The sequence below is a fragment of the Paenibacillus sp. ISL-20 genome (genome assembly GCF_018613005.1).
Classification (GTDB): Bacteria; Bacillota; Bacilli; order Paenibacillales; family Paenibacillaceae; genus Paenibacillus_AQ.
In genome coordinates this window covers 1-15781 of the sequence record NZ_JAGGRD010000062.1, presented here as the reverse complement: position 1 = coordinate 15781, position 15781 = coordinate 1, and the positions used below count along the sequence as shown (strand labels likewise).

The following is a 15781-nucleotide window of genomic DNA, read 5'->3' as shown; positions in this document are numbered from 1 at the left end:
GGAGTTTACAGAAATAGTCCTTGGCGGCTTAGGATTTCGTTGTGTTTAGGCAACTCATCCGGCTACCTCTGCCTCAAATCCAGTTCGTGTACCTTGGCCCGTGCTTTTGCCTCCGGCTTCCTTCAGATTCCACCTCGCGGTGGACACCCTTGCCCTTGGCTAACGGTAGGCGCTCGCCAGCCCCCGTTCGGGACTTTCACCCTAGAGATGACGCCCATGCTGGGCGTACTAAAACAAAAACACCATCCTCATGCGGATGGTGTTCTTTATGATGGAACCGAGGTGAGTCGAACCTCTGTCCGAAGATAACGACAACACAAGCTTCTACGGGTGTAGTGACAGATTTGATGTCACTCTAGGGACTCCCTGTCACCGGATTCCCTTCAGGTCAGCCTAATTATCTTCTTCAGGCTAGCCCCAGGCGGAGACTAGACAGCGTATCCCACTAAAGTTGAACCCTCATCCCGGTACATGGGCGATACAGAGCGAGAGCACGCTCACAGGTTATTAAGCTTTTGTAGGTTCCATTTCATTCGCAAAGCTTATAACGTCTTCAATCTTTATCATAATACTAGTTGCGGTATCATCGTCATGTTTTCCAGGCGAAATCTCCTTAAAGCCTTTAGTCGCCACCCCGACAACCTCTCCTTGCATGTTGACCACAGGTCCGCCACTATTACCTGCAATTATTCTAGCACTTATTACCGTTCTATGCTGGTTCATTCCCAGACTATCCGTCGCTTTATTGTATTTATCAGGGAAATGTTCAACACGATATTGTATTATCTCTCCTTTGTGAACATAAAGAGAATCGTTACCACCGAAATTAGGATATCCAATAACCTTAACATCCATCCCAATATAGTGAACAAAACTGTGGTTAAACCCGCTCCAATCTTCAAAATCATCAATTTTTAAGATGGCAATATCCCTATTCCTATCTAATTTTATAACAGAGGCTTTTTTCACTTCGCTTCCATACCTAGATCTACTTATACGAATGATGTCATACTCTCTGTAATCTCTAACCACATGGGCATTAGTCACGAATCCTATGTCGTTTAGGAAAAAACCAGTACCTTGTATAACAGGAATATATTCTATTTTTCCATCATCCTCTGCTTCGATACATAATTCAACCACCCAAACCTTTTTATTCCAAGATTCCGTGTTTTCCTCTCCAATTTTGAAAACAGGTAATTTGCAAATTTGGTTATATCTAAATGCTAGCTTTTCATAAATAGGATCTTGAGTTCCTTTTACAGCTCCAACATAATCTATCATACCTTTTACTACGTTCAAGATACTAGGATACTCAGAATTCGGGGCTTTATTTCTAATTTTTGTATATTTAGTTTCAAATATAAATTGTGCTTGTTCTAACGAGTTTATTTCCAGGCATCTAAGAATCGCTCGGATCTTTTTAATATAATCTCGTTTAACATTCAGTATTTTATTTACTGTTATTCCGGTTACACCAAGATGTTGTAAGCGATTATTAAGACGGGTTTTTAAATGGTTAACTTTAAAAGAGTTATCTTCTAAAATCTTAAGAATTTTCGGTCCGATGTAGACGATTTCATTTTCCACAAATGCAATACTTTTCGGAAATAAGTGCTTGGTTGTAGAGAATGTTATATCGTCTGCATATCTTGTATAAGTGCAGCCATTTTTCCTAGCAACCAATTGCAACTGTTTATCTAGATTAAAACAAACCATATTTGATAAGATTGGAGAAGTTGGTGCTCCTTGAGGCAAGCTATTTTTGTAACAACAAATATTAGCTATAACCGTTGCAGCCTCACTTCCCATCCCAAAAAAAGAAATCAAAACACCTCTTACTCTTCCAAAGTTTATAGAAGGAAAAAAATCTGCTAAATCAAAATTCAACAAGTGATTTTTTCCCAAATGCATTCTAGCATTCGTTACAATACTTCTATCTATAGTAAAACCATGTATTGATGCATTCGGTTTATAGGCAAGTTTAAATATCTTATTTAATTTTTCTTGTAATATTTTCAGTGCACCGTTAGGAGCGATAATTTCTCTAATCCCCCCACTTTTTTTTGAAATTGTAAAGGATGTGTAGTATTGGCTGGGGGTTTTCTCAAAAAGTATATATCTGAGGTGTGTAGGAGTTACTTCTAAAAGATTACAGACATCGCGAAAACTCTGTAATGATTTGAAAGAAGAAATTAAAGATTGATCATTTGCCATCAACTCTGGCTTAGCATTGAAATAGTTCATTATTTATATCTCCAAAAACGAAGTAGAGAACCGGCAGGATGAATTCTACCTTATTACTATTCGATAACAGCCGATAAGGAAAACGAGACCAAATTAGACAACGAATGCGTATTAACCTTTGTTTAATTCGCCACCGCATTTACGACAGTGGTAGTCAATTACCTCTCCTACCGATTCTTTAATATCTACTATACACTAAAATTGCCTTACATGCTTTAGAATAAACTATGTACATACTAATAATAAGACTTATCAACTAACTCTAATATTTTATACTTGTTTAAAAAATACACTTATCCCTTAAAGCAACCTGAAGGACGTTAACTCAATGACCATATTAACATGATTTAGTATAATGAAGAAAAAAATAACAAAACTTCACCCACAACTCCCAATACTAAACTATATACAAGCATTGAGGTGTTAAAATGGCTAATCAAAAAATCGAGGTGCAGCTTAACAGGCTCCCTTTGAGGGACTTCCCTTATAATATTTCTTCAGTTCTTTCTCAGATATCAACAGAGGTACTACAAGACGAAGACAAAAATATATTGGAAGAGATGCAATGGATCTCTGAAGCCGCAAATTTATATACTTCTACACCAATAATTGAAGATGACTATGAGAGGCGTTTTGATAAATATATTGACCAATTTCTTGAACCACAAATCATATATTATGAACAAGAACTGACTCTGACGGACAATGCATTCCTAAAATATAGATATGCTGACATTCTACTCGATTATCAAGGGAAGTTCTGCAAATCTTTAACCTTGAATCGTTATCAAATCTACACAATTTTACTGCCTAATTTGATTGAATTTGCAGAGAGCTACCTGCCCGACTTACAGCATAGCGACATAGATGAACCCTATCAAAGCTACCTCTGTATTATTGCCAGGGGAGTAGAAGTAAGTTTGTTATTCAGAAATGCATCATTTACAGCAAAACTCACCGAACTTCTAAGCCGTCGGCTTTCAGAGCTTAAGAAATATGATACAGACTTAAGATGGGCTTTGGAAACTTCGCAATTGATTAGAGAAATTTACAGGAGTAAGCTTATAGATAGCGAAGAACTCATCCAGGAACAGATTTGCTTAAGCCTTTTGGAAGAAGCGTCCGAAACTTTTCGCGAGCAAAATAAGCATCTTCTACAACGTCTCTTTTTAAATGAACTGATTGAATGGCTGAAGTTAACTGATCCCACTAAGAAAAAAATAAAAGATATGCAATTGTTGGTTGGTGCATCTTTTGAAGAAGAGGCCGTTGAACAGCAGGGAAGACTAGAAAAGCACAAACTTGTTGAAGCAAATTTTTTAGAACAAGCTCTTCATCATTATAAAAAAATTGGGGAGTCCGAGAAGGTAAAAGAATTGAAAGTAAAAATTCGAGATTGCTATCTGGATTCAAAAGATCTTTTAGAAGAAAATACTTTTTCTTGGCGAATACCAGATGAATCACTCGAACAAATCCAACAAAACAATGCCTTGTTAAAGAAATTAGAGTTAGAACAACTCCTAGAAATATTAAAAATGGATGATATTCTTATACCGGATATTGATGCATTGGAACGCCAAACAGTAAGCAAAAAAAAGACATTAAGCGACTTTTTAGGCAGAAGCTCCATGATTGTTCAAGGACGCAAAGTTTTTGAAGAAACGAATGATGAGGACCTCTATCAATTCAAACTCAACCAAGCGTATAGTTTAAATTTGTCTCTTGTACTGCATTATTATATGTTTCACATATTCAATATCGCTATTGAAAAGGGTCTTACAGCAGATGTTTTTATAGCAACTTTTGAGAAGTGGCCTTTGCTATATGAGAACAATGCAAAAATAATCAGAACAGGTATTTCAAGGTTTTTCGAAAAGGATTATATCAGTTGTCTTCATATTCTAGTTCCTCAACTAGAGGCATGTGTACGTAATTTGTTTGCTCAAGCCGGGTACCCAACAACAACCATTAAAAAAGGAAACACTCAGCATGAAGAAACTTTCACTTCGTTTTTGGAAAACCCTAAAGTCATCGAAAGTTTTGGGAAGCATTATTATAAATATCTTACGTTTGTAACTGTGGAACAAACAGGACTAAATCTAAGGAACAATATTGCCCATGGGCTTATTGATTCAGAAGCCTGCAATGAGGCAACTTGTATGATGGTTCTACATCTTTTTCTATCACTTACTCGACATGTTTTATCTCCGCAAGATAATGAGTAGATATAGGGAACTTATTTTATAGTTGTTTAAAACCAAAGTAGGCATAGCTTTATTTAACTACGCCACGCTTAATAATCCAAAGAAATCTAAGTGACGAGCAACGGTTTAAAAATACAATGCGTGTGCTTAACTTCCTATAGGGCTGTTTAACATCCATCTCTTGAACCTTAGCATAAGCTGCTTCACATACAGTACATCTTAACTTAAAATTCGATTTATATTTTAATATTTTTCATTAATAATTTTTCAAGATCAGTTGCTAAGCTCTTAAGTCTAACCAACTCGTGTTCCTGACTATTCCTTATTTTTCTCTTGTTTCTTTGTACTTGTTGGGCATACTGACATAACTCTATTATATCCGGATCCTTCCATCCAGAACTATAAAAGATCATTGTCGAATACTCTGGAACTTTTGTTCCGCTATCTAATCGATGTTCGCCCATTACAAGCAGAGAATCAAACAGTAATTTCATTCCTTTATCAAAAGTAATAAATATTGGTACTTCTTGATAGCCAGATATTTCTGCCAATTGAGAAGCTTGAGTTGGCATAAGCATATCAATTGAAGCTGCATATAACTTATTTAATATTTTCTCCAATCCTATAGAAGGACTAGTTTTTTTTAGTATAGTCGCTTCTTCACCTAAATAGTGGATCACGAAAGATGTACTTACAGGGGAGAAAACATTTATTTCATCAGCTATGTAGTGAAACATTTCTTTAATTTTCGTTTTTTTCTCTCTATCATCGAAATTTTTAAGTAAATATGCCTTTAAAATAGTTGTATATGATATAGCTGTTTGACTTTTAAACAACCCATTCTTAAGCAAAAGCGGTGCTTTACTGAATTTAACATCCTCATTAATCTGTTCATTTTTCGACAATAAATCGTTTCTAAATTCTATGTCAAACACTTTCCCTAAACAATCTACCATTAATTTGTATTTTTCAGGGTCTATATTACCTGTCGATTTCGATCTTGATGCTTCCTCACAAGCTAATGCATATATAACTCTTGAAGCAGTTTTCTTAACTATATTAATTACTTTTTCGAATTCATCTTTTTGGTTATAATAATATTCATTAAAACTCTCTCTATCTGTAACATAGTATCTAGCCATAACTGCAAAATTAGTATCAATAATAAACATAAATTCTTTATCACTATTTTTTAATATTAAATCATCAATATCATTTATTCTCCCATCAACCCAAGCTGACGAAAAAACGCTCATTGCCTCAAATCCCTTCAAAAGGTTTTCTTGCCATGCCAGAAATAGCAAAATTTAACCCATCTAGATACCACATATTAAACACTATCTAATTCAAACGTTAAGTTTTTACTTGCTTCTATTGGCCTCATCTCGGTTAAAAATACATTTTGTCTACTAATATTCATTATAACACCTGATTTATAAATTTAACGTTACTGGACGTTTGCTATTTCGGGCATAACAAAAACCCAGCCCTATTGAACTGCACCCCAAAAGTTAGACACCATCTAACTTTTGGAGGTGCAGTTTTTTTATGACCAGATTCAGTACACACGAAAAAATTCAAGCAGTTATGCGTTATCAAAAGGGATCAGAGAGCTTGCAAACCATCGCAAATTCAATAGGGCTTCACCATTCTGTCTTTATAAACTGGATTAGACAATATGAGCATCATGGTGAGGAAGCTTTCAACAAGGGCTATACATCGTATCCTGCGCAGTTTAAACTAGACGTACTTAATTATATGAACGAATGCGGGACGTCTGTTAGAGAAACGGCTGCAATATATAATATTGCGAGTCATAGTACCATTTTAAGCTGGCGAAGTAGCTTAGAATCACATGGAATGGACGCCCTACAACCAAAGAAAAAGGGGCGTCCATCCATGACGAAAGAACCTAGTGAACGAAAGAATCAAACGTTAGTAGAAGTCTGTAGAGGCTTTACAAGCAGAGGTAGAGCGTTTGAAAATGGAGAATGCCTATTTAAAAAAGTTGAATGCCTTAGTTCAAAACAAGGAAAAATCACCAAACAAGACAAAGCTCAAGTAGTCTATGAACTAAGGAACGAATACTCGGTGAAAGCACTTCTACTGCTAGCAGACATCCCTCGCAGCACGTATTATTACGTGGTAAAAACCTTTGGTATGTCAGACAAGGATTCGGATCTAAAAGACGCTATTCAAGCGATTTATGAGGAGCATGAAGGGCGATATGGTTATCGTCGCATCCGCGACGAGCTAGTGAATCGCGGACACCATGTCAATCATAAAAAGGTACAACGTTTGATGGAAGTATTGGGATTAAAGTGCTTGGTGCGCATGAAGAAATATCGTTCCTACAAGGGGACGATAGGTAAGATTGCACCGAACGTATTAGAACGTAACTTTTATGCTGAAAAGCCAAATGAGAAGTGGGTCACGGATATTACAGAATTTAAATTGTTCGGGGAAAAATTATATTTATCCCCCATGCTCGATCTATATAATGGGGAGATTATTACGTATACGATCGGTTCAAGACCCGTCTATTCACTTGTCTCTACGATGTTAGATCAAGCATTTATGCGTTTAACAGATACAGATACACTCCTCATGCATTCTGATCAAGGGTGGCATTATCAGATGAAACAGTATCGTCACGCCCTTAAGGAACGCGGTATCAAGCAGAGTATGTCACGTAAAGGTAACTGCTACGATAACGCCGTCATTGAGAACTTCTTTGGCATCATGAAATCTGAATTTCTGTATTTTAAGGAGTTTGAAGATATCGCGCATTTTAAACAAGAGCTAACAAAATACATCGATTATTACAACAACAAGCGCATTAAGGCAAAACTAAAGGGCATGAGTCCGGTACAGTACCGAACTCATGCCCAACAAGTCGCCTAATAAAATAGTCTGTCTAACTTTAAGGGGTCACTTCATATCAGGACTGGGTTTTCAATATGGAGGCGAGGGGAGTCGAACCCCTGTCCTCCATCTTTTAATCCGTTTTATATGATTTTAAACAGTCTTTTAATTGTTATAAAACCAAGGAATTAGCTTACTATGGCGCAGTTATTTACCTCTACGTGTTACGGTGTATTAGCTGGTTTGTCTACACAATGTCTATTTGTAGACCAATACTCATTTTCATTCTTTGATAACTTTTGAAATGACACTTACTGCGTTTTTATGGATTTTATCAAATGAATGTGCATATATCTTACTTGTTGTCCCTATCTCGGAATGACCCATTGCCTCGGAAATTGATTTCAATGAGACTCCCTCATTATACAGTATACTACACCATGTATGACGTAGGTCGTGCAATCTGATTTTTGGCAGTTTATTCTTTGCTAAGAATGCGCTAAATTGTTCTGTCACAGAATTCACACGATAAGGTCTACCATCTTCTTTGGTATATACATAATCGGTATCAATATAGGTATTCCCCAATCTCTGTCTCCATTCAGATTGTACAGATTGATGAGCAATCAGTATCTCGTATAGATCATCGTCGATATATAGTGTTCTTCTACTTTTTTCCGTCTTGGGGGCTTTCACTATTGTTTCTTTCCCTGCACTAGTTCTAACTTCATGGATATGAAGGCATCTGTTCTCTAAATCGACGTATTTCCACTTCAAGCCAACGATCTCTTCTCTTCTTAACCCTAGCAATCCAGCCAAATAAATGGGGACTTCCAACTTAGTGCTCTTAGCTGCCGCTAGAAGTACTTTCAGCTGTTCCTTAGTGTATGACTGACCTTCAAATTTTAATTTCTTAGGCAAACTCACTTGATCAGCTATATTCCCATACACATACTGCTGTTTCACACCATAATCAAGTGCTTTTCGTATAATTGCGTGATGTTTATGTACAGTGTTAGGAGAAAGTTTTTTGTCATCCATAAGATGTTTATAATATTGCTGAATATGATCTGGACGAAGCTTTTCTAATTCCACCGTCCCCATATAGTGAACTATATGCTTTATAATATTACGATATCCGTACTCGGTAGTAGCTTCACAATTGTATTTAACATAGTTGTCCATCCAATTCTCAAGGAATTGCTCCATAGATAACTTTGGAGTATGAGCTAACAAGTTACGTTGCTTTTTGTAAATAAATTCGTTGAGTAATTTCTTTGCTTCCTTCTCTGTGGTTACTGTTTGATACTTTCTCATTCTTTTATCTCCGGAGGTGAATTTTACGGCGGTGCTTCGGGTATGCCTGCTTTCTTGACCAGCGGCAGCGGATTCACGGAAACCCTGCGCCAAACCGAGCTTAGCAAGCCCAGCTGGCTGGGGTCTAACTCGCCTGCATCGCTTCCTCTGAATCATGCATTGCAGGCTAATATCGATACGCTGAAGAAAAGAATGGGTTATCACTTTGTTGTCAAGAGAGTTCCCATCCCTCCCGCATTAGCGGAAGTACGTTTACGGCGACAATCCAAGTAGAAAACAAGGGTGTGCAGCACTTCCCTTTTGCCTGGCCTGTTGAAATTCAGCTGCGCAGCGGCAATCAATACAGTGGTCGCCAAGAAAACAACTACCGTCGATCTGACCACGTGGAAAACGGGAGCCTACACCCTGACCGATTCCATACCGGTCTCAGGCCTTAATACCGGAACCTATGATATCGCGATTGCGATCATTGATCCGGAAACGAATAAGCCTGGCGTGGACGTTGCGAATACAAACCGGCTGACAGATGGCTCATTCAAGTTGAGCAGTGTGACGAAGTAAACGCTGTGACATGAAAAGAGCAGGAATAATGGGCACAGCACCCTTTGTTCCTGCTCTTTCTTTTATTGAATAATAACTATCGTCAGCTGAACACAACTATCAATAAGTTCCAGCCTCTCTCCCCTAAACGGGAGGCACAGGTATCATTTGATTGCGTTCCATCAGAATCCACAACTCTTCAACCAATTCTTCTGCGGGGTAAGACTCGGAAGAGGTAATCCACCATTCAATCATGCCTGCCATTGCGGAAGCGAGGAATTGAAGCATAATCTCCTTGTTCCTTCCCTGGTTGATGCCACTCATGTCGATCTGTTTATCCAATCCTCGAAGCAGAGCAGCCTGCAAGCGGGTTCGAAATTCCGGGACGCTTTGATCAGCCAGCACTGCATCATAGAATGGGGCATGCTCTCTCAGATACCGAAAACTGTGCAGTAAAGCTTCTTTGGAAGGAAAAATGCCAGTAACTCCGCAGAAGAGACTGCTCTCAATCAGCTCCACCAAGTGGGATTTAATACACTGATCCAGCAAGTCAAACTTGTCCATAAAATGCAGATACACCGTTCCGCGACTTACATTGGCCCGCTCAGCGATTTGATTAATCGTGATTTGCTCAAAATTTTCCTCGGACAGCAGTTTAATAAAAGCCTCTATAATCGATTCACGTGATTTTAGTATTCTTCTATCCATGCTTACTCCTTTTTGATCGAACAGAGATTGAACAATACCGTGAAATGTGTTCAATATTGTACATATTCCATTGTTTTAACAATTGTTCCCCAATCCCATTATAAGTACAATCAATTATATTGAACGGCTATGTACAAATCAACCAACAACCAGCAATACCGAATGGAGGACGACAATGATGAAAGCAGTAGTGATAGAGAATTATGGTGGCTCGGAAGTTTTTGCGGAGCAGGAGTGCGATATACCACATATTCGTGATACACAGGTGCTCGTGGAGATGAGGGCGACCACGGTATCCTCAGCAGATCAACTGATCAGGAGTGGAACATTCCGTCAATTCATGCCCACCCAATTCCCTCATGTTCTTGGAGTCGACATCGCTGGTATCGTCGTGGCTACCGGAAAAAAGGTTACTCGTGTACAAACCGGGGATCGCGTTCTTGCAGTGTCCCGTACAGGCGGGGGCTACGCTGAATATGTCGCTGTGGAAGAATGCGATCTTGCTGTGATACCGCAGTCTCTTTCCGATGCAGAAGCCGCTTCGCTCTCTGCTTCCGGCATGACGGCCTGGCTATCCCTATTTCACTATGGCAAGCTGCAGCCGGGACAGCGTATTCTGATCCACGCCGGTGCAGGTGGCGTAGGACATCTCGCCATACAATTAGCCAAACAGCATGGAGCTTATGTGATTACCACAGCTCAGGCACATAATCATCCCTTTGTTCTTCAGCTCGGTGCCGACGAAGTGATTGATTATACAACAACCGACTTTGCGGAGACTCTGAGTCCTGTTGATGTCGTGCTGGATATGGTTCGTGACCCAGATGTCGATAAAGTTACGGGAATCGGAGTAACAGAACTGAAGAATTACAACATTTTAAAGGATAATGGGACGTTCATCTCTCTTGTAAATCCGGCGATTGCGAAACACCCTCTCATCCGTGGGATTGATGCCCAGTTTGCCTTGATCACCCCGGGTGCGGGTGACTGGGAAGCGTTTATTCAATGGATTCAGACGAATAAGCTCGACATACATGTGGACCACGTATTCCCCTTTACCGGCCAAGGTGTAGCCGAAGCTCATGAATATTACGATACCCGGAATAAGAGAGGCAAATTAGTCATTCAGAGGGACTCTATTCACAGATAATCCATCGCTAGAAATCTTACTACGTCTAGGATGGTCGAATTGTGCAATCGGACAGGCGTTAGGACGGCACCATTCCGCGATTGCCAGAGAGCGGCTATGCGGGGGTGAAGATAGCATGTACACGGCGGAGCATTCCCACTCGGCCTACATCGCACGCCTAATGTCCAGTAGACCTGTAGGAAGGCTGACTGCGGAACTGGCCTTTGAACTTGAAGAGAAGCTCCATCAAACCTTTTGTATGCTTCAAGACGATCTACCGATGGTGGTATGCGAGTCACCTTGCTGAAGGCGAAGTAAAGGTGCTGCGGCATAAGGGAAAGCGTAGTAGGCCTATCATCCATAGTCTGTCATCGTAAAAATGCTTCAAAAGATTTATGACCCTCACTGGCTTAAGCGTGCAAGCGCGGGTCCGACGGACTTAGCCAGTGCAAGGTTGGCCGGTTGCCCCACTTCCCTCTGCCGGACCAAGGGCGTCAGCTCACAGCGTGAATATGGAGTTATGCGAAGTCATTACTTCTTGTATGTTAATACGTTCTCTACCGGTGCTGCGTTATCCTGCCCGTTAGCTTAATGAAAGGCTGCCTAGCGACAGCCCCTCTCAGTGTTGAACTATAGTTCCCGTTAACGTAATTTACTTTGAATTCAAGGCTTTACAAAAAGCACATTAGATAACATCTATCCGAGCCCGTAATACTGTTCATGTATAAACGACGGAAATTGAAATTGATGTCCATTATTTCATTAAGACTTTTCTTTAATTTATTCAGATAGAGTAAATAGAAATGGATTTTTGTTCAGCATTACTATAAAATGGAATTATAATTTGAAATGATGTTTCATTATATGAAACCAAAGGAGGAGGAATTATTTGGCTTACAATTTCTATGGTCTTGACCACGTTCAACTGGCTGCCCCAGAAGGATGCGAAAAAGAGGCTAGGAATTTCTTCAATAACTTATTGGGTTGGACGGAGATTCCAAAACCTGAAATTCTAAAAAAACGTGGTGGCGTTTGGTTCCAATGCGGTACTCATCAAGTACACATCGGAGTACAAAGAGATTTTGTTCCCGCTACAAAAGCTCACCCAGCATTTCACGTACAGAACTTAGATAAGTTGCGCGAATATCTGCATCACAATAATATTCAAGTAATTGATGATGAAGCAAGAGTTGATGAAGGAGTAAAACGCTTCTATTTAAACGACCCTTTTGGAAATCGACTTGAGTTTTTAGAATGGCATTCATCATAAGCAAACGAGCTCATTTTTGTTTGAAATATCGTTGAAAAATTGGCTTTTTGCGTGATTAACGACATGTAATTAACTTTAAGCTCACTCGCAGTTTGCCGTTGCCATATTCCTTGGAATTATCCTGCCCGTTAACGTAAAGAAGCTGCCGATCAGCACCGGCAGCTTCTTCCTAGTCGGTTATTTAACTATCGTCTCCCGTTAGCTCAATGAATTGTGCTACGATTCTCTGCGTAGTCAGTAAAGTCAGAATTAAGGGCACCCGATCAGGTGCCCTTTGTGTGTACATATTCCACCTGGAAACTTTAGTACACGTTTTCTACTAGTGGCCGCGGCTGTGATCGTTTCCCGTTGGTCGAACAACAATTTCTAATCTCAGTACTCTCTTTTATTTCCCTTCTTTACGAATTCCCACTCGATCTCAATATTTTGTCTAACTCTATGCAGAAGATGAAACAATGTTTCGGATTCTTCTTCAGAAAGTCCCGCTAACGCAACCGAGTTAGAATAATCCCCTTCTCTCTTTAGAAAGGGGTATGCTTGCTTACCCTTTTCAGTTGAAAATAGCCTTTTAATTTTTTTGTTTGTTTCATCGTCTTTCTTTTCAACAAACCCAGAGATTTCGAGTTTTTGTATCGCACGTGCTGCAGTTGTTCGGTCCACCTTTATCATTTCCGCTAGCTTTTCTTGAATAATTCCCGGGTTCTCACATATACGAACCAGATATAAGTACTGCCCTTTTGTAAGATCTAATTCCTTGAACTCAATATTGCTTATGGAATCCAAAGCTCTAGCGATCATTCCAACTTCGCGAAGTATTTCCCTCATTCGAACACCTACCAATAGATTTTTTGTTGCATTTACAACAATATTATTTTATTATATACCTGTTATTGATGCTAAATTCATTATGACGATTTTTTTTGAAAAAATAAATCCAGAGAGGAATAAACGCGAACACAAAAAGAATCACACGACCTGAGGAATTAGAAAATGCATTCTTAATTAGAAAGAAAGTATTTGTTGATGAACAGGGCGTACCACTTAAAGATGAATTTGATGAATTTGATGAATTTGATGCGCTGAATGGACAATGTGAACATATACTCGCCTATTACAATGGGCAACCAATTGGCACAGGAAGGATTCGCATTCTTGATGGAATAGGTAAATTAGAACGAATCTGTATTTTAGAGCCATACCGGAAATTTGGGATTGGGAAAAAAATCATTTCCGCATTAGAAGAAATCGCTGTTGAAAAAGGAAATCATCAAGTTAAATTGCACGGGCAAACTCAGGCAGAGGGGTTTTATAGAAAACTTGGCTATCGGACTTCATCAGCTGAATTTATTGAGGATGGTATCCCTCATATTGTAATGATTAAAGATATTCTTTCACAATAATGAAGAAGTTTGGCGTAACGACATTTTCCCTTTTCAGCTGTGGGATATTCATATTAGCCCTTGGGGTTTCACTAACAATACTCTCCGACCTTGGAGCTTCACCTTTTGATGCACTTTTAGTCGGTCTATCCAAAAATGTAGGTCTTACAGTGGGAAGTTGGGAAGTGCTTATCGCAATACTATTGATTGGATGTAATTCATGTTTATCCAGACATCGACCGGAATTATTAGGGTTGGTAACTGCATTGATAACAGGTCTCGGTATCGACATATGGATTTTTTTGTTAAAGGATCTGATCGAGCCTAAATTGTGGATCAGTAAACTTGCTTTTTTGGGTTTAGGTTTAATATTAATTGGGTTAGGTACTTCTATTTATTTGCAAGCGAATTTCGCGCCAATTCCAGTGGACAGACTAACATTAGTCTTACAAACGATTACTGGGCTCAATATACTATTTACGCGCACAATCATATATCTGTTTTTCTTGATAGCCGCAATTATTTTCAATGGGCCAATTGGTATTGGAACTCTACTAACCGTATGTCTGGGCGGTTTAATTCTTAATACTTTATGCCACTTACACAGAAAGCCATGAACCTATTGATAAAAACAAGTGGACACACATAAGTGCCTGTTTTTGATAAAAGGCATCCACAATAGTAAATATTTATGGAAGGATTATATGAAATGAAAACAAAAATAACAGGTGTGATTTTATACCCTTTGTTTAGTGAATATGAATTAACCGTTGCCCTTTCCATTCTTAAGCAGGGAGATCACCCGATAAAGACGATAGGGATTACTTCAGCACCAATAATAGGTGAATCGGACCTAACTTGCATTTCTGATACAACGATCTATGATGTCGATATCAATACGCTAGATAGTCTATTACTTCCAGGATGTATGGATATTTCAACGCTGTATGATAATGAAGATCTGATAGACTTTATAAATAAATGTTCCCTTTATAATAAGGATCTTGTAATTGCAGCAATCTCAAGTTCTCCATATCTATTAGCAAAAGCAGGATTGTTAGAAGATCGTAAATACACAATTGGCATGTATGAAGAACAGAGAAAGGAAACAGGTTTTTTTAAAGAAGAGAATTATTGTAATGATCTTGTAGTCCAAGATGGGAAGATACTGACTGCAAGAGGAAGAGGGTTTATTGAATTCGGTGAGAGATTTGGACAATTATTGAAGTTGGATTTCGATTCCAATTGGTATCATGGAGTATAATTTGAATAAAAATTCAATGATGAAAGTTACTACAATAACATCATATTCACGCATCGGGCCTGACGCAGTGTGCCTGTAAAATCGTTTGTCCCAATTGACAACATAAAGAAGGGGCCATTTCATCAGCCTTTCTCGGATTACTAGCTTAACTTCCAAACCTGTTTCAAATTCGTCGCTTGGTTGTCAAAGCTCCCTTTTCATATGATAAGAACGCCTGTCGATGACCACTCGATCTTGTTCTGGCTTGCCTTTAAGGATTAAGGTAATGATGTTGGTCAGTAAGTTTAGATTACAGCTTATCGACCTATATAAGTTCTTGTCCTAACTCAATATCAAGAACTTATATACTTTTCTGAAATTGACAGAAGTTTATCCCATTTCCGATTTTAACAAGAACTTGAACTACTCCCGACAATCTCTTCTTTCTTTGCAAGAGGTACACCAATATGTTCAAGATGCTTAATAGTCTCGTTTAGTGTACTTGGAAATTCAACATCACTTGTTGTTCTGTTGGAAAATAACTGTCATTCTCAGTAAAGAAAGAAAAGATAGTCTCATTTCCTAATTGGGATTTTATCACAGTTCTTTCAATCTTCAACACTTCACTGTACCGTTTTTTTACAACTTTAAGATTCTTAGTTCTCCAAAATATTCCTCAAAAACCTTTTATCATTGTATCTAACTCCTGTCTGTCATCAAATTTTTAGCTATCCGATTACATTAGATATTCGAGATTTAAATTTAAGTTCCTTTTTCAACTATCCTGCCCGTTAGCGTAACACGGCTGCCAATCGATGTCGGCAGCCGTGTTTTAGTTTATTTATTGAGCTATCGTTTCCCGTTAGAATTCCTGTAAAA

At 38.7% G+C, this 15781-nt stretch carries 13 protein-coding genes, 1 other RNA gene and 3 pseudogenes; 10 read left to right on the top strand and 7 right to left on the bottom strand.

Features of this window, described 5'->3' with window-relative positions; genetic code table 11:
* Window positions 1–309: hypothetical protein (locus tag J7E85_RS28855; RefSeq protein ID WP_215163356.1), on the top strand; the 309-nt coding region annotated here is incomplete at its 5' end.
* On the opposite strand, the gene ssrA is transcribed toward J7E85_RS28855, so the two are convergent.
* Together ssrA and J7E85_RS28850 are read right to left on the bottom strand one after the other, a co-directional pair.
* Window positions 284–591, bottom strand: a transfer-messenger RNA (tmRNA) gene (ssrA, locus tag J7E85_RS35200). The two genes, J7E85_RS28855 and ssrA, sit on opposite strands and share 26 nt — an antisense overlap.
* A 21-nt stretch (window positions 592–612) precedes the next feature.
* Window positions 613–2217: pseudogene (locus J7E85_RS28850) on the bottom strand (trypsin-like peptidase domain-containing protein); the annotation flags it as partial.
* 458 nt (window positions 2218–2675) lie between these two features.
* On the opposite strand from J7E85_RS28850, the gene J7E85_RS28845 reads away from it, so the two are divergent.
* The gene (locus J7E85_RS28845) at window positions 2676–4472 is read left to right on the top strand and encodes a DUF4209 domain-containing protein (protein ID WP_215163354.1); all 1797 of its coding nucleotides are present in this window, start codon (window positions 2676–2678) and stop codon (window positions 4470–4472) included.
* A gap of 215 nt (window positions 4473–4687) precedes the next feature.
* Here the strand turns inward: J7E85_RS28845 and J7E85_RS28840 are convergent, their stop codons facing one another.
* Complete coding sequence (locus tag J7E85_RS28840) at window positions 4688–5755, bottom strand: hypothetical protein (RefSeq protein WP_215163353.1); 1068 nt, start codon at window positions 5753–5755, stop codon at window positions 4688–4690.
* Between the two features lie 244 nt (window positions 5756–5999).
* Between J7E85_RS28840 and J7E85_RS28835 the strand changes: the two genes are divergently transcribed.
* On the top strand, window positions 6000–7355 hold the full coding sequence (locus tag J7E85_RS28835) for an IS3 family transposase (RefSeq protein WP_251036124.1): 1356 nt from the start codon (window positions 6000–6002) through the stop codon (window positions 7353–7355).
* Window positions 7356–7598: 243 nt separating this feature from the next.
* Here the strand turns inward: J7E85_RS28835 and J7E85_RS28830 are convergent, their stop codons facing one another.
* Window positions 7599–8633, bottom strand: a complete 1035-nt coding sequence (locus J7E85_RS28830) for a site-specific integrase (protein WP_251036123.1) — start codon at window positions 8631–8633, stop codon at window positions 7599–7601.
* A gap of 42 nt (window positions 8634–8675) precedes the next feature.
* Here J7E85_RS28830 and J7E85_RS28825 point away from each other — a divergent pair, with 42 nt between their 5' ends.
* Together J7E85_RS28825 and J7E85_RS28820 are read left to right on the top strand one after the other, a co-directional pair.
* Complete coding sequence (locus tag J7E85_RS28825) at window positions 8676–8906, top strand: hypothetical protein (RefSeq protein ID WP_215163360.1); 231 nt, start codon at window positions 8676–8678, stop codon at window positions 8904–8906.
* A gap of 27 nt (window positions 8907–8933) precedes the next feature.
* The gene (locus J7E85_RS28820) at window positions 8934–9194 is read left to right on the top strand and encodes a hypothetical protein (RefSeq protein ID WP_215163351.1); all 261 of its coding nucleotides are present in this window, start codon (window positions 8934–8936) and stop codon (window positions 9192–9194) included.
* Between the two features lie 123 nt (window positions 9195–9317).
* Here the strand turns inward: J7E85_RS28820 and J7E85_RS28815 are convergent, their stop codons facing one another.
* Entirely contained in the window at window positions 9318–9881 is a 564-nt protein-coding gene (locus J7E85_RS28815; RefSeq protein WP_215163350.1) for a TetR/AcrR family transcriptional regulator, read from the bottom strand.
* Window positions 9882–10056: 175 nt separating this feature from the next.
* Between J7E85_RS28815 and J7E85_RS28810 the strand changes: the two genes are divergently transcribed.
* A complete protein-coding gene (locus J7E85_RS28810) occupies window positions 10057–11031 on the top strand; it encodes an NADP-dependent oxidoreductase (RefSeq protein WP_251036122.1) in 975 nt (324 codons plus the stop codon).
* A gap of 868 nt (window positions 11032–11899) precedes the next feature.
* Window positions 11900–12280, top strand: a complete 381-nt coding sequence (locus J7E85_RS28805; RefSeq protein WP_215163349.1) for a VOC family protein — start codon at window positions 11900–11902, stop codon at window positions 12278–12280.
* Between the two features lie 372 nt (window positions 12281–12652).
* On the opposite strand, the gene J7E85_RS28800 is transcribed toward J7E85_RS28805, so the two are convergent.
* On the bottom strand, window positions 12653–13105 hold the full coding sequence (locus J7E85_RS28800) for a MarR family winged helix-turn-helix transcriptional regulator (protein ID WP_215163348.1): 453 nt from the start codon (window positions 13103–13105) through the stop codon (window positions 12653–12655).
* A 119-nt stretch (window positions 13106–13224) separates the two neighbouring features.
* On the opposite strand from J7E85_RS28800, the gene J7E85_RS28795 reads away from it, so the two are divergent.
* The 3 genes and pseudogenes from J7E85_RS28795 to J7E85_RS28785 all read left to right on the top strand — a co-directional run bounded on the left by J7E85_RS28795 (window position 13225) and on the right by J7E85_RS28785 (window position 14923).
* Complete coding sequence (locus tag J7E85_RS28795; protein ID WP_215163358.1) at window positions 13225–13680, top strand: GNAT family N-acetyltransferase; 456 nt, start codon at window positions 13225–13227, stop codon at window positions 13678–13680.
* Window positions 13680–14308, top strand: a pseudogene (locus tag J7E85_RS28790) (YczE/YyaS/YitT family protein). Before J7E85_RS28795 ends, J7E85_RS28790 begins: the two are co-directional and overlap by 1 nt.
* A gap of 42 nt (window positions 14309–14350) precedes the next feature.
* Window positions 14351–14923, top strand: coding sequence for a DJ-1/PfpI family protein (locus tag J7E85_RS28785; RefSeq protein ID WP_251036120.1), 573 nt, complete (start codon window positions 14351–14353; stop codon window positions 14921–14923).
* A 386-nt stretch (window positions 14924–15309) separates the two neighbouring features.
* Here J7E85_RS28785 and J7E85_RS28780 read toward each other — a convergent pair.
* Window positions 15310–15575: pseudogene (locus J7E85_RS28780) on the bottom strand (VOC family protein).
* Window positions 15576–15781: the final 206 nt, after the last annotated feature.

Excerpts from the sequence above, each read along its gene's own strand:
- J7E85_RS28785 (WP_251036120.1), top strand. The coding sequence starts at position 14,351 with ATGGAAGGATTATATGAAATGAAAACAAAAATAACAGGTGTGATTTTA.
- J7E85_RS28845 (WP_215163354.1), top strand. The coding sequence starts at position 2,676 with ATGGCTAATCAAAAAATCGAGGTGCAGCTTAACAGGCTCCCTTTGAGG.
- J7E85_RS28815 (WP_215163350.1), bottom strand. The coding sequence starts at position 9,881 with ATGGATAGAAGAATACTAAAATCACGTGAATCGATTATAGAGGCTTTT.
- J7E85_RS28810 (WP_251036122.1), top strand. The coding sequence starts at position 10,057 with ATGATGAAAGCAGTAGTGATAGAGAATTATGGTGGCTCGGAAGTTTTT.
- J7E85_RS28800 (WP_215163348.1), bottom strand. The coding sequence starts at position 13,105 with ATGAGGGAAATACTTCGCGAAGTTGGAATGATCGCTAGAGCTTTGGAT.
- J7E85_RS28825 (WP_215163360.1), top strand. The coding sequence starts at position 8,676 with ATGCCTGCTTTCTTGACCAGCGGCAGCGGATTCACGGAAACCCTGCGC.
- J7E85_RS28835 (WP_251036124.1), top strand. The coding sequence starts at position 6,000 with ATGACCAGATTCAGTACACACGAAAAAATTCAAGCAGTTATGCGTTAT.
- J7E85_RS28830 (WP_251036123.1), bottom strand. The coding sequence starts at position 8,633 with ATGAGAAAGTATCAAACAGTAACCACAGAGAAGGAAGCAAAGAAATTA.